The following is a 24460-nucleotide window of genomic DNA, read 5'->3' as shown; positions in this document are numbered from 1 at the left end:
GGCGGTGCCACGAGGCCGATTGCGGTACTGTCGGTTTGGCTGCGCAGACCTTTCACTCATTTTTGTTTTACTTTTTACACTATTATCCGAATCCAACGTTGCTGAACGCGAATCCAAATTATCAGAACGGAAACTTACGGCGACCAGTTTTTATACGTCGGTGACGGTAAACCACGCAGGTACTGCGACGTGAGAATCAAGTATCGGTTCTTAGTGGCGTTCGTTCTCGTCGCGGCCATCACGGGCGGCCTCTTGTTCGTCTCATTCGAGTATTACCAATCCGAACTAGAGGCCTCCGTCGACGACAGGATCGACGACCACACTGCGGATGTCGTGACGTTCCTCGATAGCCGACTCGCCAGCCAACGACAGACAACGCGAGTCGCTGCGACCGACTCCGCGCTTCAGGCCCACGGAACAGCCGCCCAGCAGGCCGCACTCCGGGCGTTCGTCGATCGCTCGGCGTTCCAAGGGGCCTCAGTCGTCGACGCCAACGGGATGATGGTCGCCATCACCGGCGTCAACGAGACTGAACAGGCGTCGTTGCTCGGGGAGTCATTCGCCGACCGGCCGTACGTCCAGCGGGCGTTGGCCAACGAGACGACGATCAGCGAGCCGTTCATGGCCGACTCCGGCAACGAGATCGTCGTCATCAGCACGCCGATCCGGGCCGACAACGGCACGATCGTCGGCAGCCTCAACGCGGCGTACCACCTCACTGATACCACGCTGTTCGCACCGCTCGATGAGGGCGACGATGCGATCGGATTGGCTGTCACCGACAACGGCCGATCGCTGTACTCGACGGCGACGTTCGACGAGTCGATGACACACAGCCAGTCGTTGACGACGACTGACTGGACGGTCACGACACACTACGACTCCGCTGCGGTCGAACGGGCGTTTTGGGATCTTGCGATCGTCCAACTGCTCGTGTCGGTCGGTATCATCGGCACGATCACCGGGTTCGGTCTCTTCGTTCATTACTCGGAGATCAGACACGCCGAGCGGCTCTCCCGCCGGATCGAGAACGTCGAGGACCGCACCTACGACGACGACATCGAGTTCAGCGGCCCGACCGAGTGGCGGGAGATCGGTGCGGCCTTAGACCGGCTGTCGACGACGCTGGCTAACCGCGAGCAGATGCTGGTGGTGTTCAACCGCTTCCTCCGACATAACCTCCGGAACGAACTCAACGTCGTCACCGGCTACGCGACCGAACTCAAAGAGGAGGTTTCCGACCCCGATGCCGAACAGCAGGTCGAGCGGATCACCGCCGCCGCCGAGAGCGTTCTCTCGACGGCCGAGCGGGCGCGGTTCACCGACCAACTGCTCGATCCGAACCGCGATGAGCGCGAGCCGCGGGAGCTGGTGGCTATTCTCACCGACGAGATCGAGACCGTGACCGACGAGTACCCGGATCTCAGCGTCGAACTCACAACACCGGAGTCGGTGTCGGTGCCGGCCGCCGAGACGCTGTCGGTAGCGGTGCGGGAACTGATCACCAACGTCGCGGTCCACGGTGGCGAGTCCCCGACCGTCCGGCTCAGCGTCACGCTGGCCGCCGACGGCGACGCCGTCGATATCCGGGTCGCCGACGACGGGCCGGGGTTGCCGCCCGGCGAGGCTGCCGTCGTCAACGGCGAACAGGAGGTCACGCCGCTGACTCACAGCAGCGGCTTCGGGCTGTGGCTCGCAAACTGGGTCGTCGAACAGCACGACGGCGAGCTGTCGATCCCCGAAACGAACGACGGGACGACGGTCGTGATCCGGCTCCCGACCACGCCGGCGTCGGCTTCCGATCAGTAATCGGTCGGTTGCGACGGGGTCACTGGACGCTGCTGTTTCGAGCAACGCGGCGATTCAAACTAATCCGCCCAAATGAACTGGTGTTTGTGTGGGTTTCGGTATTATTTTAACACACTATCATAGTGATATCCGGTATGGCATACGAAAACCTCGATGAGAAGCTGATCAACGCCCTCCTCGGTGACGGCCGTGCGAGCCTGCGGAGCCTCGGCGACGACCTCGGTGTCTCGGTGACGACGGTCTCCAACCGGCTTGAAGATCTCAAAAGCGACGGCATCATCAACGGCTACACGCCGGTCGTCGATTACGGCAACCTCGGCTACGACGTGACGACGGTCATCCACCTCAAAGTCGAGGGCAGCGCGCTGCCGGAGCTCACCGAGCGGCTTCGGGAGGAAAAACAGATGATCAGCGTCTACGAGACGACCGGCGACTACGACATCATCGCCATCGGCAAATTCAAAGACACCGACGGGATGAACGACCAGATCAAGAAGCTGCTGTCGGATGTCGATATCACCGAATCGAACACGAGCGTCGTCCTCAACGCGGTCAAGGAAAACGAGCAGTTCACCCTCGACGTCGACGACGAGTAGGGTCGCTTAGGCGAACAGCTGCCGCGCGTCGTCGATTGCCTCAACCAGCTTGTCGATTTCTTCTTTCGTGTTGTAGACGTAGAACGAGGCGCGNGCNGNCGCCGNNGTCCCGAGNNNGTCGTGNAGCGGCTGGGTACAGTGGTCGCCGGCCCGGATGGCGACGCCGTAGTCGTTGACGATGGAGGAGAGGTCGTGCGCGTGGACGCCGTCGACGTTGAACGCGACGAGCGNGCCNCGGTCGTCGNCCGGCGGGCCGTANANCNNNACGTCGTCGTACGAACTGAGTTGGTCGTAGGCGTATTCGGCCAGCAGGTCCTCGTGGGCTTCGACGTTTTCCATGCCGATGTCCTCAAGATAGTCGATGGCGGCGTCGAGGGCGATCGCCTGCGCGATCGAGGGCGTGCCGGCCTCGAACTTCCACGGCAGNTCNTNCCACNNCGANTCCTCGNAGGTGACCTTCNGNATCATNTCGCCGCCGTAGAGNTACGGCTNCATCGNNTCGAGGANGTGTTCNTTCCCNTACAGCACGCCGATCCCCGTCGGGCCGAGCATTTTGTGGCCGGAGAAGGCGTAGAAATCGGCATCGATAGCGTCAACGTCGACCGGCCGGGTCGGGACCGCCTGCGCGCCGTCGACGAAGGAGTAGGCCCCGACGTCGTGGGCCATCTCGGTGATCTCTTCGACGGGATTGATCGTGCCGAGCGTGTTCGAGACGTGGACGAGCGAGACCATCTCGATGGAGTCGTCGATCAACTCGGCGGCGTGGTCCATATCGAGATAGCCCTCGTCGTCGATCTCGATAAAGCGGAGTTCCGCGCCGGTGCGCTTGCAGATCTGCTGCCACGTCACCAGCGAGGCGTGGTGTTCCATCTNCGTNNNGACGACNNNNTCGNCCGGGCCGAGNTCGNNNAGNCCCCACGCGTANGCGACGNNGTTCATCGCNTCNGTCGTGTTCTTCGTGAAGACGATCTCCTCGCGNNNNTCGGNNCCGATGAANTCGNCGACNNTGTCGTGNGCCTCCTCGTAGGCGANGNNNGCCTCCTGNCTNAGNTNGTGGATNCCNCGGTGNACGTTNGCGTTGTAGTTGTAGTAGTAGTCGACGATGCTGTCGACGACGGGTTTCGGCGTCTGGCTGGTCGCGCCGTTGTCGAGATAGACGAGCGGTTCGGTGTCGCCGTCGCCCTCGCCGGGCGTGCTCACGTCGCCGCCGACGTGGCGGTCGAGGACCGGGAAATCCGCCCTGATCGCCTCGACATCGATGGGATACGGTTCCTGCGTACTCATTGGGGTTTCGTAGGAGCCCCGGGGGTAACACGTCTTCGGTCCGTCACCGGTGACGAAACGAGATCCGATTTCAGCCCGTGGGAAACGTACCCGGTTCGCGCTACATTCGCCGTCGAGACAGCGAATTTATAGCCACATCAACTGCGCGTGTTTCGTCTCGGCGACCTCCAGCACGCGCTCGCCGTCGATCAGCCCGGCTTCGATAGCGACCTCGACCGACTCGCTGCCGACGAGGTTGGCGACATCCGCTCGCTGGAGGGCATCGACGACGGCATCAGCGTCGGCTTCGGTCGCTTCCTCGCCGCCGTAGAACTCCGTCGTGACTTCGAGGTTGATATCGCCGTCCTCGTAGGTCTCGCCGAGACAGTCGCTATCGCAGATCGAGACCAACAACCCCTCCGGGGTCTCGCGTTCGCGCAGCAGCATTCAGAACTCCTCGGTCAACTCTTCTTCGGCGTCGGCCCGCAACTCCTCGGCTTGATCGATGACTTCCTCGGCCTCCTCGTTGCGACCCAGTTCTTCAAGCGCGCGAGCCTTCTCCTCTAAAACTTCGGCGTTCCGCATCCCGAGGCGGATCGCGTTGTCGAAGGCGTTGAGCGCGTCCTCGGTCAGCCCGCGTTCGCGGAGGAAGAAGCCNCGGTTGTACCANGCNTGCGGGNNNCGCGNGTCGATCTCGACGGCNNNCTCGGCGTGTTCGAGNGCCTNCTCNGTGNNGCCNNACTCCCACAGCGCGTACGCNAGGTTCGTCTCCGCGNNNGCGGCGTGTTCGGACTCGTCGTCGATGCGGAGGGCTTCCTCGTAGGCACCGATGGCCTCGTCGTACTCCTCCAGCTGGCCGTGGGCGACGCCCTTGTTCACCCATGCCTCCTGGGCCTCCAGCGAGTCTTCCTCGGCGAAGCGGGCCGCGCGCTCGAAGGCCGCCGTCGCCTCCTCGAAGCGGTTGATCTCCATGTAGGAGAGTCCGACCTCGATGAGTTCCCCCACATCGACCTGGTCGGCCGAGACGTTGTGTTCGTCGAGTATGTCGGTCAACACCCGGGAGTCGACCGGATCGACCTGTGTGGGATCGACACCCAACTCCGTCGGGTCGAGCGTGAACTCCTCGTAATCGTCGTCGACGCCCTGCCCTTCGGAGAAGGCGTGCGGTTTGTCCTCGGAGTCGTCAGTCATACCTACTGGTTCGATGCCAAATCGGGTAAGGGTTGCGTCAGCGTGATTCGGCGTCCCACCGGCCTGCGTTTCGCCTGTGTCGGCGTCGCTACCGAACGACCGTCACTGGAATCGGCGCGTTCTGGGTGACGGTTTCGGCGACGTTGCCCAGCAGCAGCCGCGAGGCGAGGCTGCTGCTGTGGCTACCGATGACAATGAGATCAAACCCCTCGGCGTGGTCGATGATGGTCTTCGCGGGCGAGCCGAGGGCGACATCGGTGACGATTTCGACGCCGTGGTCGTCGGCGATCTCTTGGGCGCGATCGAAGACGGGTTCGGCGCGCTCGGCGACCGCGCTGTCGATGTCGTCGGACATGGCGAGGCTCATCGCTCCGCCCATGAACGAGGTCGGCGCGCCGGCGACGTGGAGGACGGTCACCTCCGCCGCCGGGAACGTTTCAAGCGCGAATTCGAGCGCGGCGGCGGCCATCGCCGAGTCGTCCATCGGGACGAGGACACGGGCAACCATGGTCACTAGACAGCCCACCCGCGGATAAGCGTGTGTGTTGGTAGCGAATCACAATCTCCACCCGAAACAGTACCCTCACTAGCCACTCACGTCGAAACAGCACCTCGACAGCCGCTCACGGTAGTCAGTCCGCGTGTCGCTCCCGATATCGCAACACGGCCTGTTCCTTCATTTTGGCTTCGATCATCACGTCGACCGCGTGGCCGTCGGTGTCGATCGGGCCGTCAACGTAGTCGGAATGGTTCTGCGGCGCGATACTGGAATCGCCCTCGTGGAGCCGACGGGACTCGCTGTAGGGATGATCGGGCGGGCGTCGTCCCACGTCTCGACGGCCATCGCCATCGCCTCCTGGCCGGTGTAGCCGCGATCAGTGAACTGGTGGTGGAGTGCGTCGTAGACGACGGGGATCCCGATTTCGTCGTGGACGGAGTCCACGAGTTCGGGCACGCTCCACAGCGACTCCTTGTCGTCGTTTTCGACCGTGAGTCGGGAGCGAACCGACGGCGACAGGCGGTCGACGGCGTCGCAGAACCGTTCGGCCGTCGCTTCTTTGTCGCTGTAGTGCGCGCCGATGTGGATGTTGATCGAGCTGTGCGGCGACCGCGGCAGGCCGATCGCGTCCATCAGCGAGCCGTGACATTCGAGGTCGGTGATCGCGTTGTCGACGACCGACTCGGTCGGACTGGCGAGTTTGACAAAATGGCTGGGGTGGAACGTCAGTCGAACGCCGTGGGTGTCGGCGAGGTCGCCGATTTCGCCGAGGAGCTCAAAGATCGTTTCGCTGTTCGGCAATTCGTCGAGTTCGTACTGGCTGTACCACGGGATGAGATCGGAGGTGATGCGGTAGAAGTAGATGTCGTGGTCGATGTTCCACTCGATGATCCGCCGGACGCCGCGGATGTTCCCCTCGGCGAGTTCGCCCGCATACGGGAGGCCGCGGTCCTCGAAGGTTGCCTGCTGCATGCCGCGATTCGTCCGTACGTCCGCCTCGCGGAGGGTGCGGTTCAGCGCGGCGTAGCCGAACTGCGGCGCGGGGCGGCGGTCAGTCGTTCTCGGTGTCCTGTCGGGCGACACGGATAGCCTCACTAGGGGAGCCAGCCGTGTAGCCGTTCCGCTCGCCCCGCGAGCGATGCTTTATCTCCTCACGACGAGTAGGCCGAGCAATGGTCACAGAAGCCGATATCGAGGGGTTGGCCGGCGTTGGCCCCGCAACTGCCGACAAACTCACTGACGCGGGCTACGATTCATACAACGGGCTGGCGGTCGCAAGCCCGCGGGAACTCGCCAACGCGACTGATGTCGGCCAAGGCACCGCCGGCGACATCATCGCCGCCGCCCGGGAGGCCGCCGATGTCGGTGGCTTCGAGAGCGGGTCGGCGATCCTCGACCACCGCAACGAGATCGGTAAGCTCTCGACCGGCGTCCCTGCGGTCGACGACATGCTCGGCGGCGGAATCGAAACGCAGTCGATGACCGAGATCTACGGCGGCTTCGGCGTCGGCAAATCCCAGTTCAGCCACCAGTTGGCCGTGTTGGTGCAGTTGGAGCAGAAACACGGCGGTCTCGCTGGGCGAGCCGTCCTCGTTGACACCGAGGACGCGTTCCGACCCGAACGCATCGACGACATGGTCCGCGGCCTCGACCGCGAGATCATCGCCGCCGAACTCGACCGCCGCGGGATCGACGGCTCGCCCGACGATGCGGCAGCGATGGACGCCCTCGTCGCCGATTTCCTCCAGTATATCCACGTCGCCCGCGCGTTCAACTCCGACCACCAGATGCTGTTGGCCCAAACGGCCGCTGATCTCGCCACCGAGTACGCGGACGACGACCGCCCGGTGCGACTCGTCATCTACGACTCGCTCACGGCGCACTTTCGGGCGGAGTACGTCGGTCGCGGTGAACTCGCCCCGCGGCAACAGAAACTCAATCGGCATATCCACGACCTGCTGCGGCTCGGGAGCCTGCACAACGCCGCGATCCTTGTGATGAACCAAGTCCAGAGCAACCCCGACTCCTACTTCGGCGATCCCACCAAACCCGTCGGCGGCAACATCCTCGGCCACGCCTCGACGGTTCGGATCTACCTCAAGAACTCGAAAGGCACCAAACGCGTCGTCCGGCTGGTCGACGCGCCGAACCTCGCCGATGGCGAGGCGGTACTGCGCGTCGAAGGTGGCGGCCTGAAGCCGGAATAGCCGAACACGCGAACGACGTGGTGGTAGCACCCGGAAGTACTACTTCATCGATAACCACACCTAAGTTCGCGGTATGTGTTAGTACGATAACGTCCCTCCGATGAGTGACCCCACCGTCGACTCCTTGCTGGCTGTGAGCGATGGGCTGTTTCTCGTTTTCGATGAGACCGGTACCCTCTGTGACTGGAACGAAACGGTCGTCGAGCGGACAGCCGCTGACCCCGCGGCGTTGACGACGATGTCGCCTTCCGATCTCGTCGCCGACGACGAGGCTGCGACCATGCAGGCCGCCATCGACGACCTCGATGACGCCGAGCGCACCACCGTCGAGACCGTCGTGCTGACCGCTGGCGGCGAGCGACGCCACTACGAGTTCACGCTCCGGCGGCTCACCGACGACGACGGCGATCCCGCCTACGGGGCGATCGGCCGCGACATCACCGAGCGCAAACGCGCCGAACGGGAACGCGAAGCGATCTTCGACCGGATGTCCGACGGCGTCTTCGCGGTCGATACCGACTGGCGGATCACCTACGCCAACGAGTTCGGCACCGAGATCCTCGCCAACGCGATGGATCGGGACCTGACACCCGACGAGATCGAAGGACTCCACTTCTGGGAAGAGATCCCCGAGGCTGTCGATACCGTCTTCTACGAGAAGTACCACGAGGCCCTCGACTCGCAGGAGCCGGTGACCTTCGAGGAGTATTACGAACCGCTGGATGTCTGGCTCGACGTCCGGGCCTACCCCTCCGAGACCGGCCTCTCGGTGTACTTCTACGATATTACCGACCGCTACCGCCAGCGGGAGGCGGCCGAACGCCGCGAGCGCGTTCTTCGGGAGATGTACGAGATCATCGCCGACCGCGATCGGGCCTTCGAGGATCAGGTCGAAGCCCTGTTGGAACTCGGCCGGACCGAACTCGACACACAGTACGGCACGCTCTCGCGGATCGACGGCCAGGCATATCACTTCGAGATCGTCGCCGGCGAGGACGACGGCGTACAGTCCGGCGATGTCGGTGACCTCTCGGCGACGAACTGCGAACTCGTCGCCAGCAGTGAGCAGGCGGTCGTCCTCGGCGATGTCGCCCGCGACGCGCCCGAACAGACCGACCGCGCCGGCTTCACCGAGTGGGGGATCGCCTGCTACATCGGCGCGCCCGTCTTCGTCGATGACGACGTCTACGGGACGTTCTGCTTCTACGGCACCACGCCACGGGACGGGGAGTTCTCCGGCTGGGAGCAAACCCTCGTCGAACTCATGAGCCGCTGGGTGAGCTACGAACTCCAACGCCAGCGCGTGACCGAACAGTTGGAGGCGAAAACCGAACAGCTCGCGGCCAAGACCGAACAGCTGGAAGCGAAAAACGAGCAACTGGAGGGGTTCGCCGAGATCGTTTCTCACGACCTCCGAAACCCACTCGAAGTCCTCGACGGCTGGCTTGAGGCTGCCGAAGAGACGGGCGATGCGGATGCCTTCGACCGCTGTTTCAACGCGATCGACCGGATGTACGCCCTCATCGACGACATCCTGACGCTCGCACGGGCCGGGGCCGTGATCGACGACCGCGAACCGGCCGCTATCGACGCGGTCGCAACCACGGCGTGGGAAACCGTCGATACGCCTGAGGCAACCATCGCTGTCGAAACCGACCGCGTCGTCGAGGCCGACTCGACTCGGCTCCAGCANCTCTTCGAGAACCTNTTCCGNAACGCGATCGAACACGGCGGCGACGACGTNACGGTCACNGTCGGNNNNCTNNNNGNCGGNTTCTACGTCGAGGACGACGGCCCCGGCATCCCCGANGNNGANCGCGACGANGTCTTCGAGAGCGGTTACTCGACGGTGACCGACGGGACCGGATTCGGATTGGCGATCGTCAGCGAGGTCGCCGACGCCCACGGCTGGGAGTTGACGGTGACCGAGGGCACCGACGGCGGCGCGCGCTTCGAGTGTACGGGGGTGTGAGGTGGGTGCGGCTCTTCGTCAGCGTCGACCTTCCGCCGTCGCTCGCGGATGCGGTTGCTGACGTGCAGGCTCCCCTTGCGGATTGTGCGGGGCTCCGCCTGACCCACCCGACGCAAGCACATTTCACGCTCAAATTTCTCGGTGACACCGATCCCGACCGCGTCGCCGAGATCGAGGCCGCCCTCGAAACCGCCGTTGCTGACGCTGGAATCGATCCCTTCGACTGCACGGTCGGCGGATTGGGCGTCTTTCCCTCCTTGGAGTACATCAGCGTCGTCTGGGTCGGCGTCCGCGACGGTGACGCCGCACTCACCGCCGTCGCCGACGCCGTCGAAGCCGAACTGACCGACATCGGTTTCGAGTCCGAAGACCACGAGTTCACGCCGCATGTCACGCTGGCGCGGATGGATGACACACGGGGCAAATCGACGGTGCAGGATCTCGTCGCTGGCACCGATCCGACGGTCGGCACGTTTCACGTCGACGCGATCCGACTGACCGAAAGTACGCTCACCGACGATGGACCAGCGTACGAGACGGTTTCGGAGATCGAGTTGTAAGCGGGGGCCAGCGGCGTCAATTCGGCCATCTCAGCCCAGTTCTTTCGTAAACACGTAGCTCGCCTTTTCCATCCCGACTTTCTCCTCGTAGAATCGGTGGGCCTCCTCGCGCTGGAGTCCGGATGACAACGCCACCTTGTTGCAGCCGCGTTCGGACGCCCAGTCTTCGAGATACGCCATGAGTTGGGCACCGTACCCTTCCGAGCGGTGTTTGCTGTCGGTGACGAGTTCGTCGATCCACAGATGCCGCCCGTAGTACATGTTCACGCCGATGTTCACGCCGGCGACGGCCGCGAGTTCGTCGTCGACGAACAGCCCGAACAGTCGGTAGCCCGTGGTTGTCATTTGTTCGAGGTACTCGAAGTATTCCTCGGCGTTCACCCGCGGGCGGAGTTGTTCGATCACGAAGAACGCGTCGGCCCACTCGAATTGGGTCTCCAGCTCCCGGATCTCGATCTCGCTCATAGCCCGCCCAATGGTGCATCGATAGTAATAGGTTCAGGCTCCGCTCCGACTGCGACCGCTCACGCCGGCAGCCACAACTAAGACCGTTCGGCGGCCTTCGCCGATATGGCTGTCATCACGTACGAAACGCCCGACGGTCTCGCCGAAATCGAGGTGCCACCCAGTGAGATCTCCTACGATGGATCGAGACACCACTGGAAGGTCAAAACTGACGAACGTAACGGCCGGGAAATCCACGCCTACATTCCGCGGGAGCGTGTCTTCGCCGTCGAAGTGAAAGGGAAACGAGCCGGGACACAGATCACGCGGTCCTAGCACCGGCAGTACCATCTGCCGCCGCAGCGACGCCTACTCGAAATCCCGGCGCATAGCGATCTCGAACCACGGACAGAGCCGGAGTTGGCGGTACCACTGTGGGTTCTCATGGAGGTGTTCGTAGTCGGCCCACAGCAGGCCGGCGATCTCCTCTTCGTCGGGGTCGAGCGTCGTGTCTTCGAGAGTGACCTGCAGGACGGCACAGACCTCCCACTCGACGCCGGCGTTCTCGTAGTAGCGTTTGTACTCGAAGCGGTCGGTGAGTTCGACGTCGTCGTACTGATCGGGGGTGACGCCGAGTTCCTCTTCGAGTCGCTGGATCGTGGCGTCTTCTTGGCTCTGTCCCTCAACTGGGTGGGAGGCAACCGTCCCGTCCCAGTGGGTATCCCAGAGGCGTTTCTCGGGGCTACGCTGGGCCAGCAGAATNCGCCCGTCNCCNTCNAAGACGAGACAGGTNAACGCCCGGTGGCGGANNCCGTCGCCGGTGTGGGCGTNGAGNCGGTTGACTAACTCCTGTTCGGTGTCGTCGGCGTCGACGGCGATGACGTCCTGTCCGGCGTTCGCGTGGCGGTCCGCGTCCGCGTCGTCAGCACTCATAGGTTGGTATGCACACAGTGGGGTCAATAAGGGTTCGATACCGCGTCGCTCGGGAGTCGCCACGTGGTCAGTACAGACTCACCAGTTCGGCGATGCCATCGAGCACCCACACATACCACGGACGAGACTCGTCGTCGGTGTCTTCCTCCTCCTCGTCGGCCATACGATCACGAGTGCGAAACATGACAAAACGCTTTCGCGTTCGTTCGATCCACGGCCCTACCCGAGCCGTTCGTCCAGAATGAGCCGGGTTTTCGTCCCTTTGACCTCCTCCAGTTCGCGGGCTTGGCTGATGAGGTCGTTAACGGCTTGCGTGTCGACACAGTCGACGACGAGAACGATGTCTTCCTCGCCGGAGACCTGCCAGACGAAGTCGACTTCCTCCCAGTCGGCCATCTGTTCGGAGACGTCGCTGGTGGTGACGTTCATATCCACCGAGACCTCGATCATTGCTTTGACGTTGCCCGTCCGCGTCGTCACGGTAAAGCGTTCGATGACGCCCTCGCCCGTCAGCCGATCGACCCGGTTGCGGACGGTCCCCTCCGAGGTGCCGATCTCGTCGGCGATCTCGGTGTAGGGCGTCCGGGCGTCCCGGCGGAGGATCGAGAGGATCTGCCGGTCGATGTCGTCCATACCTAACCGAACGGGCCCACCCTCTTACGGATTACGAATTTCGTAACTCGGCTTCGAACGACGCACTTATTAGCAAACAACGATACGTAACTCGTAATGTCAGACGCCTACATCGCGTTGGCCGACGGTCGCGTCCTCGAAGCGCGTTGTCGCGCGCCGGGCCGCACCCGCGGCGAACTCGTGTTCACGACCGCCTATACAGGCTACGAAGAAAGCCTCACCGATCCCTCCTACGAGGAGCAGGTCCTGACCTTCTCCTACACGCTGATCGGCAACTACGGGGTCCGCGCGGACCGCTTCGAGTCCAGCCGGGTCCACCCGCGTGCCGCCGTCGCCCGTGAGTTCACCGACGACGTGGCGACGTGGCTCGAATCCGAAGGCGTCCCCGCGATCGACCACATCGAAACCCGCGACCTCGTCACCTCCATCCGCGAGGAGGGCGCGATGAAATGCGGCATCGCTGCCGGCGAGGACGTGACACCCGAGGACGCGAAGGCCGAACTCGAACAGTGCAAGGAAATGAGCGAACACACCGAGATCGGCCAGCAGGTCACCACGCCCGAAACGACCGTCCGCCGCGGCGGCGGCGAGGCCGACGTGGCCCTCATCGACTGCGGCGCGAAAGGCTCGATCATTAGCTCGCTGACCGACCGCGGCGCGGACGTGCACGTCCTGTCGTGTCAAACGTCGGCCGAGGACATCCGCGACCTCGATCCCGACGTGCTGTTCATCTCGAACGGGCCGGGCGACCCCGCGAACTTCCAAAATACGCAGTCGCTCGTCGAGGAGTTCGCCGGCGAACTCCCGATCGCCGGCATCTGTCTCGGCCAGCAGATCGTCGCCCGTGCCTTCGGCGGCGACACCGAGAAGATGGCCTTCGGCCACCGCGGCGTCAACCAACCCGTGATCGATCTCGACTCGAATCAGGTTGTCATGACGACCCAAAACCACGGCTACACCGTCTCCGATCCGGGCGACCTCGACGTCACCCAGCGCAACGTCAACGACGACACCGCCGAGGGGCTGGCCGACGAGGAGCTCGGTATCATCACCCGCCAGTACCACCCCGAAGCCAACCCCGGCCCGCATGACTCGCTTGGCTTCTTCGACGACGTGTTGGCGATGGTCGACAAGCAGTCGCCCGTCACCGCCGACTAACGCCCCGATCGACGCGACTGTCTGTTTTTCGTTTTATGTTTCGCATTTCGCGCCGACGTTCGAGCGACTGGGATCGGCAGCGTCGCTTCCGACGCGCTCACTTGATGTCGTCGAGGTCGTCAATATCTTCTAGGTCCTCGATGCTATCGACTGACTCGACCAGTCCACCGAGGTCATCGATCGGGTCGAGCAGGCCCTCCTCCTGTAGTTCCGCGTACGCGAGCAGCCAGCGGACCCACGAACCGACGAGGAAGCCGGCACTCCCGATTGAAAACGTAAACAGCAGGCCGAACAGCAGCGAGAGCCGGAGGCGCGTCCCGAACGGGAGGCCAGCCGGCAGGCCGCCCGGTGCGTTGATGACGTACGCGAACACCGGGACGAACACCAGCGACAGCGCGGGGATCGCGCCGTTGTTCGCGTAGGCTGCCAGCGCGGCGACGACGCCGAGCATGAGTGCCGGCCCCAGCAGAAAGACGAGTTCGGCCTCGGTGACGCGGCCGGTCACCCACGAGCCGGCCAGCACCACGCCGACCGCCGCGATCGGCAGCGTCGGCTGGAGATCGCCCGCATCGGCGAGGGCGTAGCTCGCGGCCAACACCGCCAACAGGAAGCCGCCGGCGGCGACGAACCGGACCGTCTCGCCGCCAGCGAGATCGGCCCACGCCCAGAGTTCCGGTCCGACGACGGGCCCGACAGCCGCGAGGCTTAACAGGGCGGCGATGCGGAGAATCCGCACTGTCAGGGCTGTGTCGTCGCCAATGAGAACCCGGCGGATCGGGGTGCCCATGTGTATCGTTGGCACGGCAAGCGCATAAGTTTGTGTGTCGTTTCCGAACGGTATTCGTTTTGTCGTCGCCGAACCGGTATTCGTTTAGTTGTTGCTCGTTGAGTAGGGGTAACATGAGCGAGGTTCTCAAAGACGACCTCTACGAGCGGACGAAGGCACTGCTCGAACCCGGTGAGATCGAACTCGTCGGGCTGATCATCCACACCGAGTTCGGCAGCGACGAGGATCTCGAAATGCACGAGTTGACCGTCGATTGCAACGAGATCATCGCCGATCATACCGACAAGGGCGAGACCTACATCTACGCCGGCAACGACGACCCTGATTTCGCCTCGAATCAGTTCCACGGCCGGACGCTCGATGACGACGAGTTCGTCTGGGAGTGCCAGCAACTGCTGCGGGACGGGACGTTCCACCTCGTCTTCTACTACGAGGCGACGGCGGACCACGAGGGAATCATCGAGTCGCTCGAAGCCCACGGGCTGTCGGTGACGCCGGTCCCCTGATTCCGGAACCGAGCCATTGACACCCGTGGCGATCCAACGACGGGTATGAGCGAGATGAGTCTCCGGGCGGCCCTCGGCTCGGATACGCTGCTGTTGGTCGTCGTCCTCTTCGTCGGTATCGTGGGTTCGGGCGTCGCCCGCTGGGGCCTCGGCCAAGTCGGCCTCACGACGCTCGGCGATCTGATCTACGTGCTGGGGTACGCCGGCATGGTCTTTACCGTCTGGTACGGCTGGATCCGGCCGCTGGACATTACTGGGCCGGACTGAGTCGACTGGCGGTGTCGACCCCGACGCCGGCAGGAGAACGGAACTTTAATGCGCGTTTCAGCGTCACCCACTAGTACGCATGCTGCCGTTACAGCTCATCGACTCGATCCTGATCAACTACAACATCGGGCAGATCCTGCTGCTCGGGTTCGTCCTCACCACGGTCGGCGCCCTGCCGCTGAAATCCCAGCAGCTGATCGGGCTGAACACCATCCTCTTCGGCGTGATCTTCCTCCTGACGCCGGTGTCGCTGATGCCGTCGGCGTATCTCTTCCTCGGGCTCACGCTCGTCGTCATCGGCCCGATCGTCTACGTTACCGCCCGCGAATAGTTCCACACGGATCGAGTCGATACCACGGCAGCCGCTCCCGTTCGGGCTTCGCTACCTTTTTGAGGCAACTCGCATAACCCCGACGCATGATTACGGTTCGGGCGCCGGCGACCAGCGCGAACCTCGGCAGCGGGTTCGACGTCTTCGGCGTCGCGCTCGACCGGCCGGCCGACATCATCCGGGTCGAACGCGCCGAGCGGACGACCATCGAGATCACGGGTGTCGGCAGCCAGTACATCCCGACCGATCCCGAGAAGAACACCGTTGGCGCGGTCGTCGACGCCCTCGACGCGCCGGCCCGCATCGAGATCGACAAAGGCGTCCGACCGGCCTCGGGGCTTGGCTCCTCGGCCGCCTCCGCCGCTGGCGCGGCCGTCGCGCTCAACGAACTCTACGACCGCGGGCTCTCCCGAACTGATCTCGTCCCCATCGCCGCCGAAGGCGAAGCGGTCGTCTCGGGAACGGCCCACGCCGACAACGTCGCCCCCTCCATTCTCGGCGGGTTTACGATCGCCACTGCTGACGGCGTCGAAAGCGTCGATACCGAAATCCCGCTGGTCGCCTGCCTGCCCGAAATCGCCGTCTCGACGCGGGACGCCCGCCGTGTCGTCCCCGAAACGGCGAGCATGGAGGACCTCGTCGAGACCGTCGGCAACGCGGCGACGCTGTCGGTCGGGATGTGTCAGGCCGATCCCGACCTCGTCGGCCGCGGGATGGCCGACCCGCTGGTCACGCCGGCCCGCGCCGAGCTCATCACCGGCTACGACGCGGTTCGAGAGGCCGCCCTCGACGCCGGCGCGACCGGCGTCACCGTCAGCGGTGCCGGCCCGTCGATGCTGGCGGTCTGTCGCGGGCCGGATCGACGTGATGTGGCGACGGCGATGTTAGATGCGTTCGCGGCCCACGATGTCGAAGCCCGCGCCTACCAGACGCAGATCAGCGACGGCGCGACGATTCTGTAGCGAGTCGAGATGACTGTCTCAAGGTGATTTCGGTGCTGTTTGTGCTTGTTCGTGAATATGCCCAACGAGCGCGCCAACTGGAATCGATATACAAAACAGGGCAATGAAGGTTATTCCGAAAACGAAGACGCCCAAATAGACGATCCCGAACAGTAACTCAGATACTGTCGGTAGCGAAGATGGATCCTCGAGTAGCCCTGTCACAATCAACACAACACCGCTGCCAAGCACCCCGAACAGGTACGCCAGCCCTGTCGCAAGTACTCCAGCGATGGCTCCGAACCGAGAGCGATTCGAGGGGAATACGCGCCACACAACGACGCCGGAGCCGAACGCCAAGGGGGTGATGACGAGGATCGCGGTCGCACTCACGGTCACGGCATACCCGCCTGTGGGGATTCCAACATACCCGAACCAAAACGGGCCGACAGTGGTCGCCGCAGCAAGACGGGGGATCTGTCCACCAATGACCAGTATCACGGCAGCGAGTACTGTCGCCGTTGCCATTGCGTATCCCCCTGCCACGTCACGCCGATCGGCCAGTGGCAGTCGATTCCAAGGAATCTGTTCGTAGATGTCGACGAACCGATCGAGCAGTTGGTAACTCACCGTGCGTGCTCCAGTGGAACTATTCAGTTTTTTCACATAAAAGCCGAACGGCTGTATCGAAGCGGTACCGCTTGGACGCCAACTGGTCACAGTATCACCGGACTGCGTAGTGCTCGTCCAGCATCGAAACGAACGCTCCGATCAGACGCCGCGACCCTGCAGTTTCTCGTCGTCGTCGAGATCGACGTTCGCCTGCCCGCGCATGCCCTTGCCGGGGTCTTTGGCGATCTCTTTGAGCGTCTCGGGGTCGTCGTAGTTGNTNACNGCNNNGACGANNGNNTCGCCCATCGCCNGCGGGTTCTCNGCGCCGAAGATGCCGGANCCGACGAAGATGCCGTCACAGCCGAGCTGCATCATCANNGCGGCGTCNGCGGGNGTNGCGATNCCNCCGGCNGCGAAGTTGACNACNGGGAGCCGNCCCATNTCGGCNGTCTCGTGGNNNANNTCNCGNGGNGCNNCGTNNTCGCGGGCCCACTCGTCGCGCTCCTCGTAGGNCATCCCNNTNAGTTTNCNGATGGANCGCTGGATGTTGCGCTGGTGGGTGACNGCNTGGTTCACGTCGCCNGTNCCGGCCTCNCCCTTNGTGCGGATCATCGCCGCACCCTCGTCGATCCGACGGAGGGCTTCCGGGAGGTTGCGCGCGCCGCAGACGAACGGTGCGGTGAACTCGTTTTTGTCGATGTGGTACCGATCGTCAGCCTGCGTGAGCACCTCGCTTTCGTCGATCATGTCCGCGCCTGCGGCTTCGAGAATTTGGGCTTCGGCAGTGTGACCGATCCGGCATTTCCCCATCACCGGGATCGAGACCTCCTCAGCGACCTCTTCGAGCGCGCCGGGGTCGGCCATGCGGGCGACGCCGCCGCGTTTGCGGATGTCCGCGGGGACGGATTCGAGATGCATCACCGCGACCGCGCCGGCGTCCTCGGCGANNCGGGCCTGTTCNCGNGTNACGACGTCCATGATGACGCCGCCNTTCTGCATCTGTGCGAAGCCGCGTTTGACCAGTGAGGTCCCCCGTCGCAACTCCCCGAGATCGGTTGGGTCAGACATACCCGTTATTGGGTACGAACGCACTTAACCCGTGCTTTTTTCAGGAATTCCCCGGCTGCAGCCAAGGCCTCACGACGATTGAAAAATCCGGCTCAGCGTTCGCAGAACCGTTCGACGGTGATATCGACCGGGAGTTCGGAGACATCGGCGGCCTCACCGGCGACCAGCGTCGCTTCCTGATCGTGGGCCAGCGCGACGGCGTAGGCGTCGGCCAACGACAGCTCGCTGTCGGCTTTGACTTCGGCGACGTGTCGCCAGTCTGCCTGTTCGATCTGGATCCCCTTTCGGGATAGCGTCCGGATATCGCGGTCGGCCGCGCGCAGCGAGTCGGGCGTCGGCGTGTCGCTGTCGCCTTCGAACCGCGCCACGAAATAGAAGACCTCGCTGGCGTTGGTTTCGGTCAGCCAGCCGGCGGTGTCGTCGGTGAACACCTCGGTGAGTCGGTCGGCGACGGCCTGGTGGCCGGGTTCTTTGTAGAGATACGCGAGGATCGCCTCGGTATCGAAGACGAACTCGGTCATGACTCTTTAGCCGGGTTGATCTGCTCGAAGCCGGCGTCGGCGGCCTCGTCGTCTTTGAGTTGGTGCATCTTCTCCAGTACCTCGCCCTCCTCGCGGCCATCGGCGTGCATTCCGTGGAGGTCGTCGGCCGACGGCACCGGCTCGATGATGATGCGGTCGTCAGCCTCGTAGATGAACACTTCCCCCGGCGTCTCGATGTCGAACTTCTCGCGGAGTGCCTTCGGGATCGTCGCTTGGCCTTTCTGGGATACCCGTACTACTTCGGGCATAGCAGTAGTACTCAACATGTGTTCTCATACCCACGACAGTCCATTATACTAAAACTATCGTTACGAACGACTGTCGTCGGGACGGAGCGACCTCCCGCTGACGACGCTGGCGGATCGACTCGTAACAAGATCGACTCGTAGTACGGACCGATCTCTGTAAGAACGGAGTTCGGCCGTCTTACGACCGAACCGCAGAAAACCGGTGTTGGGTGGCTGTCGGCTACTCGTTGCCGAACATCTGGCGCATCATCGGNTGCATCTCCATNANCTGCTCNTCGGCGATCTCCTCGTACAGNTTGTACGTGATGGAGACCGTCAGCAGCAGCCCCGTTCCGGAGACCTGGCCGATGGTGCCGAGCAGGTTCGCCATCACGGCGAGCNNNCCGACGAGCGCGCCGCCGATGACNGTCACNTGCGGGATGTANCGNTCNANNACCTTCTCGANGACNNNCGGGNTCCGGCGGAAGCCNGGNATCTGCATCCCGGAGTTTTGGATCTGTTTGGCCGTCGCCTCCGGGCCCATCCCGGTGGTTTCGACCCAGAAGACCGCGAAGATCGCGCCGCCGACGATCATGAACGTCAGGTCGACGCCGACGCGGATGGCGATCTGCCACGGATCGATCCCGCCGGGCGTCAGCCCGAGGAACCACATCCAATCAGCCCGCGACTGGATCGGAGCCAAATAGTAGAACAGCCCGCTGATCGGCTGGGCGTCGGCGTTGTAGGTACCGAGCAGCGCGGGCAGCCCGTCGCCCATCTGGCTGTAGAGGATCTGGCCGACGAACTGGATGTTCGCCTGCAGNGCGCGAACGAGGATCATCGGCAGGACGNNCGCGTAGATNAGCTTCACGGGGAANCGACCNCGNGCNCCGNGNACNCGGGNGTGNNNNAGNGGGATTTCGACNCGGACGGACTCGGCGTAGACGACGACCACGAAGATGAGCAGGGTCGTAATCAACGCCAGGATGTTACCGGGGTCGAACAGGATGTTCAACGCCCACTCGCCGGTGAACGTCGGACCGAGCGTGGCCTCACCGAAGAGGATGCCGTACCAGCTGGCGACAAACCCGGAGGTACCGAGCGTTTCCCAACTGAACAGCCCGCCGACGAGTCGCTGGCTCACGCCGGCGATAATGAAGAGGCCGACACCGGAGCCGACGCCCCACTTGCTGACGATCTCGTCCATGAACAGGATGAGGATCCCGCCGATGAACACCTGTGTAAAGATCACCATCTGGACGCCGAACGTGCCGATCCCGAGGGCGTTGCCGACCGCGCTACTGGCGGGCAGGAACGACCCCGAGAACACCATCGGCGCGCCGGTGAGTGCCGTCATAACGACGACGAGGAACTTCTGGAGGCCCTGATAGAGCACCTGATCGCGTGGGTCGTTTTCCGTATCCAACCCAAGCAGGTTCGCTCCACCGAGCAGTTGGAGGACGATCGAGGCGGTGACGATCGGGCCGATCCCGACCTGCAGGACCGAGCCCTGCCCGCCGGCAATGATCGAGCGGAACTGTCCGAAAATGTCACTGCCACCCGTCCCGAGGCCGAACAGCTGGATGTTCGTCAGGAAGAAGTACACCATGAGGACGCTCGCGGTCCACAGGAGCTTCCGTTTGAACGGCACGTGACCTTCCGGTCGCGCGACTGTCGGCATTCGGGTGAGTACCGGTTCTGCGGCCTCCTTCCAACCCATATATTATTCCTCGTTGGACTCGTTGTTTACGTCTTCCGCTTCCTCGTCGTCGGCTTCCTCGGCACGCTCCGAGAGGACGGCGTCGCCGCCGGCCGCCTCGATCTGGCCGACCGCGCTCGCGGTGAAGGCGTCGGCGGTGATGACCAACTCGTTGCGGACTTGGCCGTCGCCGAGCACTTTCACCACGTCAACGTCGTGGCCGGTATCGACGACATCGCGGGCGTCGATGACGTAGGCGTCGCCGTCGGTTTCCGCGAGGCCGTCGGCTTCGTAGAGCGCGATGTCCTCGTCGAGCTTCTGGACGCTGACTTCCTCGACCTCGTCGATCAGGGAGTCGGCGCGCGTGAAGCCGTGTTTGCCGAGCGGTTCGTAGTTGTGGAACTCGTGTTTGTCACGGCCCGCGGCACCGCGGCCGCCACGGTGGCCGGCGCCGCGCCGGTTCTTGTGGGTGCCGCCGCTGTGCGTGCGGGAGCCGCGCTGTCTCCGTTTTTTCGATCCCATTATCGCATCGCCTCCAGGAGCGAATCGATATCCTCGGTCTCGTGGCGACCCAGCTGGCCGCCCTCTTTGACGGGGTGTTTGATGCCGTCGTGTCCGCCGCGTGGCGGGTGCAGTCGGANNNCCGGNGCGAGGCCNTNNTCNNNGAGNGTCGTCTCCTCGNCGACGAGNGCNNCCGCCAGCGCGTCGATATCGTCGTAGTCGGTGTNNTCGGCGACCCANTCGTCGTCGANNTCGGCGTCGCCNTCCGCGGGCTCGCCGCGTCGCTCGATGAGCGTTGCGACCGTCTCCGCGCTCGGTTCGCCGAAGGCAACGTAGTCGTTGACCTTCGTGATCATGCCGCGGTAGGCGTCGGTGTCGGGGACGAACGTGACGTGGTTGCTGTTGTGGAGATTCAGCATCTCCAGGGTGTCACGCACGTCCTGGGACATGTTGACGTTGCCGCGGAGTTGGACGATCGCCTGCATTATTGATTCGCCTCCTTCCGGACGGCTTTCGCTCGCTGCGGCGTCCGCGACTGGGCGGCGTTCTCCAGTGCGTTGAACGTCGCTTTGGCGAGGTTGACCGTCGTGCGGGTGTTGCCGTGGGATTTCGTCCAGGCGTCCTGCACGCCGGCGAGTTCGAGGATCTTCCGGACGGTTTCGGCGGCCGCCAGGCCCAGCCCCTGCGGGGCGGGTTCGATCGTGACGGTTACCGAGCCGGCCTTGCCTTCGGCGGTTCGGACGAGGGAGTTGACACCGCCGGCACTGTCCTCCCAGGAGCCCGAGCCGCGGTCGACTTTGATGATGTTGAGCTTGGCAACGTCGATGGCTTTCTCGATCGCGCCGCCGACCTGCTCGTCGCGGGCCTNGGCGTAGCCGANNNAGCCGTCGNGGTTNCCNANGNCNNNGACACANCGGAACTTNACNCGGCGNCCNGAGTCGGTCATCCGCTGGACCATGTTGATNTCNAGCACNTCGTCNTCCANNNCCGGCAGGAGCTGGTCGACGAGTTCGGGCTCCTTCAGCGGGAGTCCCGAGTTGAGTGCTTGGTCCATCGTCGTGATTTCGCCGTCCTGTACTTTGCGGCCGAGCCGCGTGCGCGGTTCCCAGCCGTCGTTGTTACTTTCGCTCATACGTCCTCCTGCAGTGTTTCGAGCACGTCGTCGAAGTGCTCCGGTAGTTCAGTGGCGTCGAACTCCCCGCTGTAGAGCGGCTCGTCGAGCTGCTCGGCGTACTCGGCGATGTGTTCGCCGCGGTTACGCGACCAGTCGGCCAGCACGCTCTCGTTGTGGGGGATCTCAAGGCCAGCGTCGATAGCTCCTTCCTGCACCGAAAACACCTTGTTCCCGGGCGTTGCCGTGTTCAGCCCGATGTCGAGGACGGCCTCGCTGTGGCCCTCCGCAACAGCGCGGCTGCCGAGGAGGAAGCCTGTCAGATACGCACTGGGAACGTTGCCCGTGGGGGCCTCCCAGCCGTAGTCGTCGAGCTCCTCGCTCGTTGCGGCAACGTGGGTGATATCGCCGTCGGGTCCGAGGGTGATCAGCTGCGCCCTGACGTGTTTGTTGCTCGTCCGGGCAACCAGACGGGGCTTGCCGGATTTCANCAGGCGCAACCTCTGGTGGTANTCAGTTCGGACCTCGCGGCGGCGGCGCATCGGCACACTGTGTCGTGGTCCAGTTGCCATTATGCGGTCACCTCGATGTCGTAGTTGGTTCGAATGTACGCTTCCAGCCGGTCGACGCTGTCGAACTCGCCACCGCTGGCTTTGTTGTACAGCTCGCGGTACTGCGTTCGGTCGATCGTTCCGTCGTCACGAAGCTCCTTGAGACGGGATCGCTGGGCGCGAATCCGTTCGACCCAGTCGTCTTTGCGCGCCTCACGGGCCCCGGATTTCCCTTTGCGGGAGCCTTGGCCCTTCTGGTGGCCGTAGGAGCGTTTCTCCGCACGCTCGCGGGCACGGCCACGGGAGTTCGTCTTGGCGTCTTTCGCTTGGATGATTCCCTGATCGACGAGATCACGGATATCCTCGCGGGTGATCGCTTCCGCGATCTCCTCCTGTTCGCCGGGGTCGAGCCAGACGCGGCCTTCACCGACATCGAGGATGTCAGCGGCCAGCCGTTTCTGGGAACCGAGATCAGTCATCTGAGTCTACCTCCACTTCGATGTAGGTCGGATTGAGCACGCGGATCTCCTCGTCTTCGCAGACTTCTTCGATCCGTTCGCGCTTCCGATCGCCGACTTTGCTGGCGATCCGCACTGCTTGGGTATCGCCGTCGACGTCGTCGAGGTCGTCGGTGTTGTGCACACGGACTTCCTCGAAGCCGCTGGGGTGGAGCCCGCGGGCGGCTTTCGGCGACTTGAATCCGGGGGCGACCTTCGGGCCGCGGCTCTTGTAGCCGCGTCGCTGTTTCGACAGCCCACCACGGGGCGCGCGCCACGACTCCGGCGTGCGCTTTTTCATGTGGTAGTCCTGTCGCTTGAAGGCGGGTTTGCCCTCGCGTCGTTTCTGCTGTAGGGCCGATTCGGTCTCCTCGTCGAGGTCGGGCGTCTTGTCAGCGTGGCCGCGAGCCTGCAGTTCGGTTTCGACATCCTCGTCGGGTTCGGCCTCGTCGGCCTCCTCCTCGGTGTCGTCTTCGACTTCGGCCTCGGTCTCCTCGCTGACTTCGAGATCGCCGACGCCGGCTTTGATCCGCGCGGCGAGCGCGTTGCCAACGCCGTTGACCTCGCTGAGTTCGCCCTGACTGGCGGCTTGGATGTCCTCGATGGACTCGTAGCCGGCCTCCCGCAGCGCGTCGGCCTTCGAGGGGCCGACACCGCTGATGTCTTCGAGTTCCTCGGGGGCGTCGTCAGCCATCTCAGGCACCTCCTGCCTTCGCCGGCTTCTCGACGATGTAAACCCCGTCCTGGAAGACGCGGTTGTCCTTGTCAGTGACCTTCGTCAGCTGTTCGATGTCGGCGGCGGTCTGCCCGACGGCCTCCTTGTCGGAGCCGGTCAGGGTGATCTCCTCGCCGTCGATCTGTACCTCGGTGTCGCCGCGGATCGGCGTCCGTCGCTCGGCGCGTTCCCCGAGGAAGTTCTCGATGACGACCTCGTCGCCATCGACCTCGACCTGCATCGGGAAGTGCGCGTAGTGGACTTCCATCTTGTACTCCCAGCCGTCAGTGACGCCGTGGACCATGTTGCGAACGTGGCTCTCGAAAGTGCCGACCGTCGCGGTGGTCTTGGCGTCCTCAACGTCGGTCGCAATGACGACTGCGTCGTCCTCGGCACTCACGTCGATATCAGGGTACCAGAGGCGGCGTGAAACGCTGCCGTCGGGGCCCTCGACGGTGAGGTCGAGATGATCGACCGTCGCGGAGACGTCGTCCGGAAGTTCGATTGTTGTACTGGTCATTGTTAGTAGACGTATGCGATCACNTGNCCNCCGATGCCCTGTTCNCGGGCCTCGTAGTGGCTCATCACGCCGTGGCTGGTGGTGACGACGAGCGCCCCGTAGTCGCGGGCGGGGAGGAACCGCTTCTCCCACTTCTCGTANNCGTCNGCCNNNNCCGAGTANCGNGGCTTNACNNTGCCNCANNCGTTGATNGCNCCTTTCAGTTCGACCTCGAACTCGCCGGCTTTGCCGTTTTCGACGAACTCGAAGCCGTCGATGTACCCTCGGTCGTAGAAGACTTCGAGGATCGAGCCGATNNNGTTCGAGGCGGGCNNTACCGT

At 63.6% G+C, this 24460-nt stretch carries 32 protein-coding genes and 1 pseudogene (1 of these 33 only partly in view); 11 read left to right on the top strand and 22 right to left on the bottom strand.

Features of this window, described 5'->3' with window-relative positions:
- The first annotated feature begins 189 nt into the window (after positions 1-189).
- Both EGH24_RS08640 and lrp read left to right on the top strand, forming a co-directional pair.
- Positions 190-1809, top strand: a complete 1620-nt coding sequence (locus tag EGH24_RS08640; RefSeq protein WP_142979749.1) for a sensor histidine kinase — start codon at positions 190-192, stop codon at positions 1807-1809.
- A 134-nt stretch (positions 1810-1943) separates the two neighbouring features.
- Positions 1944-2405 carry an HTH-type transcriptional regulator Lrp gene (gene lrp / locus EGH24_RS08635; RefSeq protein WP_142979748.1) on the top strand — a complete coding sequence of 154 codons (462 nt, stop codon included), beginning with the start codon at positions 1944-1946 and terminating at the stop codon, positions 2403-2405.
- 6 nt (positions 2406-2411) lie between these two features.
- On the opposite strand, the gene EGH24_RS08630 is transcribed toward lrp, so the two are convergent.
- From EGH24_RS08630 to uvsE, 5 genes and pseudogenes are all read right to left on the bottom strand, one after another.
- Positions 2412-3689: an aminotransferase class V-fold PLP-dependent enzyme gene (locus EGH24_RS08630; RefSeq protein ID WP_142979747.1), complete on the bottom strand. Its 1278-nt coding sequence runs from the start codon at positions 3687-3689 to the stop codon at positions 2412-2414.
- A gap of 126 nt (positions 3690-3815) precedes the next feature.
- Positions 3816-4115, bottom strand: a complete 300-nt coding sequence (locus EGH24_RS08625) for a DUF424 domain-containing protein (protein ID WP_142979746.1) — start codon at positions 4113-4115, stop codon at positions 3816-3818.
- Between the two features lie 6 nt (positions 4116-4121).
- Positions 4122-4859: pseudogene (locus tag EGH24_RS08620) on the bottom strand (tetratricopeptide repeat protein); the annotation flags it as partial.
- Between the two features lie 88 nt (positions 4860-4947).
- A complete protein-coding gene (locus tag EGH24_RS08615; RefSeq protein WP_142979744.1) occupies positions 4948-5367 on the bottom strand; it encodes a universal stress protein in 420 nt (139 codons plus the stop codon).
- Positions 5368-5553: 186 nt separating this feature from the next.
- Complete coding sequence (gene uvsE, locus EGH24_RS08610) at positions 5554-6441, bottom strand: UV DNA damage repair endonuclease UvsE (protein WP_221886724.1); 888 nt, start codon at positions 6439-6441, stop codon at positions 5554-5556.
- An 89-nt stretch (positions 6442-6530) separates the two neighbouring features.
- Here uvsE and radA point away from each other — a divergent pair, with 89 nt between their 5' ends.
- From radA to thpR, 3 genes are all read left to right on the top strand, one after another.
- Positions 6531-7565 (top strand): DNA repair and recombination protein RadA, encoded by a 1035-nt coding sequence (gene radA, locus EGH24_RS08605; RefSeq protein WP_142979743.1) that lies wholly within the window; start codon positions 6531-6533, stop codon positions 7563-7565.
- Positions 7566-7665: 100 nt separating this feature from the next.
- Entirely contained in the window at positions 7666-9537 is a 1872-nt protein-coding gene (locus EGH24_RS08600) for a GAF domain-containing sensor histidine kinase (protein ID WP_142979742.1), read from the top strand.
- A gap of 5 nt (positions 9538-9542) precedes the next feature.
- A complete protein-coding gene (gene thpR / locus EGH24_RS08595; RefSeq protein WP_142979921.1) occupies positions 9543-10097 on the top strand; it encodes an RNA 2',3'-cyclic phosphodiesterase in 555 nt (184 codons plus the stop codon).
- Positions 10098-10127: 30 nt separating this feature from the next.
- On the opposite strand, the gene EGH24_RS08590 is transcribed toward thpR, so the two are convergent.
- Positions 10128-10562 (bottom strand): GNAT family N-acetyltransferase, encoded by a 435-nt coding sequence (locus tag EGH24_RS08590; protein ID WP_142979741.1) that lies wholly within the window; start codon positions 10560-10562, stop codon positions 10128-10130.
- 105 nt (positions 10563-10667) lie between these two features.
- On the opposite strand from EGH24_RS08590, the gene EGH24_RS08585 reads away from it, so the two are divergent.
- A complete protein-coding gene (locus tag EGH24_RS08585) occupies positions 10668-10877 on the top strand; it encodes a hypothetical protein (RefSeq protein WP_142979740.1) in 210 nt (69 codons plus the stop codon).
- 33 nt (positions 10878-10910) lie between these two features.
- On the opposite strand, the gene EGH24_RS08580 is transcribed toward EGH24_RS08585, so the two are convergent.
- Together EGH24_RS08580 and EGH24_RS08575 are read right to left on the bottom strand one after the other, a co-directional pair.
- Complete coding sequence (locus EGH24_RS08580) at positions 10911-11474, bottom strand: NUDIX hydrolase (protein ID WP_142979739.1); 564 nt, start codon at positions 11472-11474, stop codon at positions 10911-10913.
- A 219-nt stretch (positions 11475-11693) separates the two neighbouring features.
- On the bottom strand, positions 11694-12107 hold the full coding sequence (locus EGH24_RS08575; protein WP_142979738.1) for an Lrp/AsnC family transcriptional regulator: 414 nt from the start codon (positions 12105-12107) through the stop codon (positions 11694-11696).
- Between the two features lie 96 nt (positions 12108-12203).
- Here EGH24_RS08575 and carA point away from each other — a divergent pair, with 96 nt between their 5' ends.
- Positions 12204-13265, top strand: coding sequence for a glutamine-hydrolyzing carbamoyl-phosphate synthase small subunit (carA, locus tag EGH24_RS08570; protein WP_142979737.1), 1062 nt, complete (start codon positions 12204-12206; stop codon positions 13263-13265).
- Between the two features lie 97 nt (positions 13266-13362).
- On the opposite strand, the gene EGH24_RS08565 is transcribed toward carA, so the two are convergent.
- On the bottom strand, positions 13363-14052 hold the full coding sequence (locus EGH24_RS08565; protein WP_142979736.1) for a hypothetical protein: 690 nt from the start codon (positions 14050-14052) through the stop codon (positions 13363-13365).
- Positions 14053-14165: 113 nt separating this feature from the next.
- On the opposite strand from EGH24_RS08565, the gene EGH24_RS08560 reads away from it, so the two are divergent.
- The 4 genes from EGH24_RS08560 (at position 14166) to EGH24_RS08545 (ending at position 16118) form a co-directional block, all read left to right on the top strand.
- Positions 14166-14558, top strand: a complete 393-nt coding sequence (locus EGH24_RS08560; RefSeq protein ID WP_142979735.1) for a DUF5778 family protein — start codon at positions 14166-14168, stop codon at positions 14556-14558.
- A gap of 45 nt (positions 14559-14603) precedes the next feature.
- The gene (locus EGH24_RS08555) at positions 14604-14825 is read left to right on the top strand and encodes a hypothetical protein (RefSeq protein WP_142979734.1); all 222 of its coding nucleotides are present in this window, start codon (positions 14604-14606) and stop codon (positions 14823-14825) included.
- A gap of 79 nt (positions 14826-14904) precedes the next feature.
- Positions 14905-15156: a hypothetical protein gene (locus EGH24_RS08550; protein WP_142979733.1), complete on the top strand. Its 252-nt coding sequence runs from the start codon at positions 14905-14907 to the stop codon at positions 15154-15156.
- Positions 15157-15242: 86 nt separating this feature from the next.
- Positions 15243-16118, top strand: a complete 876-nt coding sequence (locus EGH24_RS08545) for a homoserine kinase (RefSeq protein ID WP_142979732.1) — start codon at positions 15243-15245, stop codon at positions 16116-16118.
- An 18-nt stretch (positions 16119-16136) separates the two neighbouring features.
- On the opposite strand, the gene EGH24_RS08540 is transcribed toward EGH24_RS08545, so the two are convergent.
- From EGH24_RS08540 to EGH24_RS08480, 13 genes are all read right to left on the bottom strand, one after another.
- Positions 16137-16727: a hypothetical protein gene (locus EGH24_RS08540; protein WP_142979731.1), complete on the bottom strand. Its 591-nt coding sequence runs from the start codon at positions 16725-16727 to the stop codon at positions 16137-16139.
- Between the two features lie 141 nt (positions 16728-16868).
- Positions 16869-17777, bottom strand: a complete 909-nt coding sequence (pdxS, locus tag EGH24_RS08535; protein ID WP_142979730.1) for a pyridoxal 5'-phosphate synthase lyase subunit PdxS — start codon at positions 17775-17777, stop codon at positions 16869-16871.
- A 92-nt stretch (positions 17778-17869) separates the two neighbouring features.
- Positions 17870-18298 (bottom strand): PIN domain-containing protein, encoded by a 429-nt coding sequence (locus EGH24_RS08530; protein WP_142979729.1) that lies wholly within the window; start codon positions 18296-18298, stop codon positions 17870-17872.
- Positions 18295-18585: an AbrB/MazE/SpoVT family DNA-binding domain-containing protein gene (locus EGH24_RS08525; protein WP_142979728.1), complete on the bottom strand. Its 291-nt coding sequence runs from the start codon at positions 18583-18585 to the stop codon at positions 18295-18297. Before EGH24_RS08525 ends, EGH24_RS08530 begins: the two co-directional genes overlap by 4 nt.
- A gap of 202 nt (positions 18586-18787) precedes the next feature.
- Positions 18788-20266 carry a preprotein translocase subunit SecY gene (secY, locus tag EGH24_RS08520; protein WP_142979727.1) on the bottom strand — a complete coding sequence of 493 codons (1479 nt, stop codon included), beginning with the start codon at positions 20264-20266 and terminating at the stop codon, positions 18788-18790.
- 3 nt (positions 20267-20269) lie between these two features.
- Positions 20270-20767 (bottom strand): uL15m family ribosomal protein, encoded by a 498-nt coding sequence (locus EGH24_RS08515; protein ID WP_142979726.1) that lies wholly within the window; start codon positions 20765-20767, stop codon positions 20270-20272.
- Positions 20767-21231 (bottom strand): 50S ribosomal protein L30, encoded by a 465-nt coding sequence (gene rpmD / locus EGH24_RS08510; RefSeq protein ID WP_142979725.1) that lies wholly within the window; start codon positions 21229-21231, stop codon positions 20767-20769. Before rpmD ends, EGH24_RS08515 begins: the two co-directional genes overlap by 1 nt.
- On the bottom strand, positions 21231-21878 hold the full coding sequence (locus EGH24_RS08505; RefSeq protein WP_142979724.1) for a 30S ribosomal protein S5: 648 nt from the start codon (positions 21876-21878) through the stop codon (positions 21231-21233). The genes rpmD and EGH24_RS08505 overlap by 1 nt, the downstream gene beginning before the upstream one ends.
- Positions 21875-22429, bottom strand: a complete 555-nt coding sequence (locus EGH24_RS08500; RefSeq protein ID WP_142979723.1) for a 50S ribosomal protein L18 — start codon at positions 22427-22429, stop codon at positions 21875-21877. The genes EGH24_RS08505 and EGH24_RS08500 overlap by 4 nt, the downstream gene beginning before the upstream one ends.
- Positions 22429-22887, bottom strand: a complete 459-nt coding sequence (locus tag EGH24_RS08495; RefSeq protein WP_142979722.1) for a 50S ribosomal protein L19e — start codon at positions 22885-22887, stop codon at positions 22429-22431. The genes EGH24_RS08500 and EGH24_RS08495 overlap by 1 nt, the downstream gene beginning before the upstream one ends.
- On the bottom strand, positions 22880-23599 hold the full coding sequence (locus EGH24_RS08490) for a 50S ribosomal protein L32e (RefSeq protein WP_142979721.1): 720 nt from the start codon (positions 23597-23599) through the stop codon (positions 22880-22882). The genes EGH24_RS08495 and EGH24_RS08490 overlap by 8 nt, the downstream gene beginning before the upstream one ends.
- A gap of 1 nt (position 23600) precedes the next feature.
- Positions 23601-24140 (bottom strand): 50S ribosomal protein L6, encoded by a 540-nt coding sequence (locus EGH24_RS08485; RefSeq protein WP_142979720.1) that lies wholly within the window; start codon positions 24138-24140, stop codon positions 23601-23603.
- A 2-nt stretch (positions 24141-24142) separates the two neighbouring features.
- Positions 24143-24460 carry the 3' portion of a 30S ribosomal protein S8 gene (locus tag EGH24_RS08480; RefSeq protein WP_142979719.1) on the bottom strand. The gene runs 75 nt beyond the window's last position, so the window shows 318 of its 393 coding nt (coding positions 76-393); its start codon lies off the right edge, out of view; the stop codon is at positions 24143-24145.

Source organism: Halonotius terrestris, assembly GCF_006861665.1.
In the GTDB taxonomy this organism is placed as follows: Archaea; Halobacteriota; Halobacteria; order Halobacteriales; family Haloferacaceae; genus Halonotius; species Halonotius terrestris.
The sequence above is the reverse complement of the archived record's forward strand: the minus strand, read 5'-3'. Positions and strand labels throughout refer to the sequence as shown.

Bases quoted from the DNA above. Each gene is read 5' to 3' on its own strand.
- lrp (WP_142979748.1), top strand. From the start codon at position 1,944: ATGGCATACGAAAACCTCGATGAGAAGCTGATCAACGCCCTCCTCGGT.
- EGH24_RS08625 (WP_142979746.1), bottom strand. From the start codon at position 4,115: ATGCTGCTGCGCGAACGCGAGACCCCGGAGGGGTTGTTGGTCTCGATC.
- EGH24_RS08615 (WP_142979744.1), bottom strand. From the start codon at position 5,367: ATGGTTGCCCGTGTCCTCGTCCCGATGGACGACTCGGCGATGGCCGCC.
- radA (WP_142979743.1), top strand. From the start codon at position 6,531: ATGGTCACAGAAGCCGATATCGAGGGGTTGGCCGGCGTTGGCCCCGCA.
- EGH24_RS08590 (WP_142979741.1), bottom strand. From the start codon at position 10,562: ATGAGCGAGATCGAGATCCGGGAGCTGGAGACCCAATTCGAGTGGGCC.
- EGH24_RS08585 (WP_142979740.1), top strand. From the start codon at position 10,668: ATGGCTGTCATCACGTACGAAACGCCCGACGGTCTCGCCGAAATCGAG.
- EGH24_RS08575 (WP_142979738.1), bottom strand. From the start codon at position 12,107: ATGGACGACATCGACCGGCAGATCCTCTCGATCCTCCGCCGGGACGCC.
- carA (WP_142979737.1), top strand. From the start codon at position 12,204: ATGTCAGACGCCTACATCGCGTTGGCCGACGGTCGCGTCCTCGAAGCG.
- EGH24_RS08565 (WP_142979736.1), bottom strand. From the start codon at position 14,052: ATGGGCACCCCGATCCGCCGGGTTCTCATTGGCGACGACACAGCCCTG.
- EGH24_RS08560 (WP_142979735.1), top strand. From the start codon at position 14,166: ATGAGCGAGGTTCTCAAAGACGACCTCTACGAGCGGACGAAGGCACTG.
- EGH24_RS08555 (WP_142979734.1), top strand. From the start codon at position 14,604: ATGAGCGAGATGAGTCTCCGGGCGGCCCTCGGCTCGGATACGCTGCTG.
- EGH24_RS08550 (WP_142979733.1), top strand. From the start codon at position 14,905: ATGCTGCCGTTACAGCTCATCGACTCGATCCTGATCAACTACAACATC.
- EGH24_RS08545 (WP_142979732.1), top strand. From the start codon at position 15,243: ATGATTACGGTTCGGGCGCCGGCGACCAGCGCGAACCTCGGCAGCGGG.
- EGH24_RS08530 (WP_142979729.1), bottom strand. From the start codon at position 18,298: ATGACCGAGTTCGTCTTCGATACCGAGGCGATCCTCGCGTATCTCTAC.
- EGH24_RS08525 (WP_142979728.1), bottom strand. From the start codon at position 18,585: ATGTTGAGTACTACTGCTATGCCCGAAGTAGTACGGGTATCCCAGAAA.
- EGH24_RS08515 (WP_142979726.1), bottom strand. From the start codon at position 20,767: ATGGGATCGAAAAAACGGAGACAGCGCGGCTCCCGCACGCACAGCGGC.
- EGH24_RS08495 (WP_142979722.1), bottom strand. From the start codon at position 22,887: ATGACTGATCTCGGTTCCCAGAAACGGCTGGCCGCTGACATCCTCGAT.
- EGH24_RS08490 (WP_142979721.1), bottom strand. From the start codon at position 23,599: ATGGCTGACGACGCCCCCGAGGAACTCGAAGACATCAGCGGTGTCGGC.
- EGH24_RS08485 (WP_142979720.1), bottom strand. From the start codon at position 24,140: ATGACCAGTACAACAATCGAACTTCCGGACGACGTCTCCGCGACGGTC.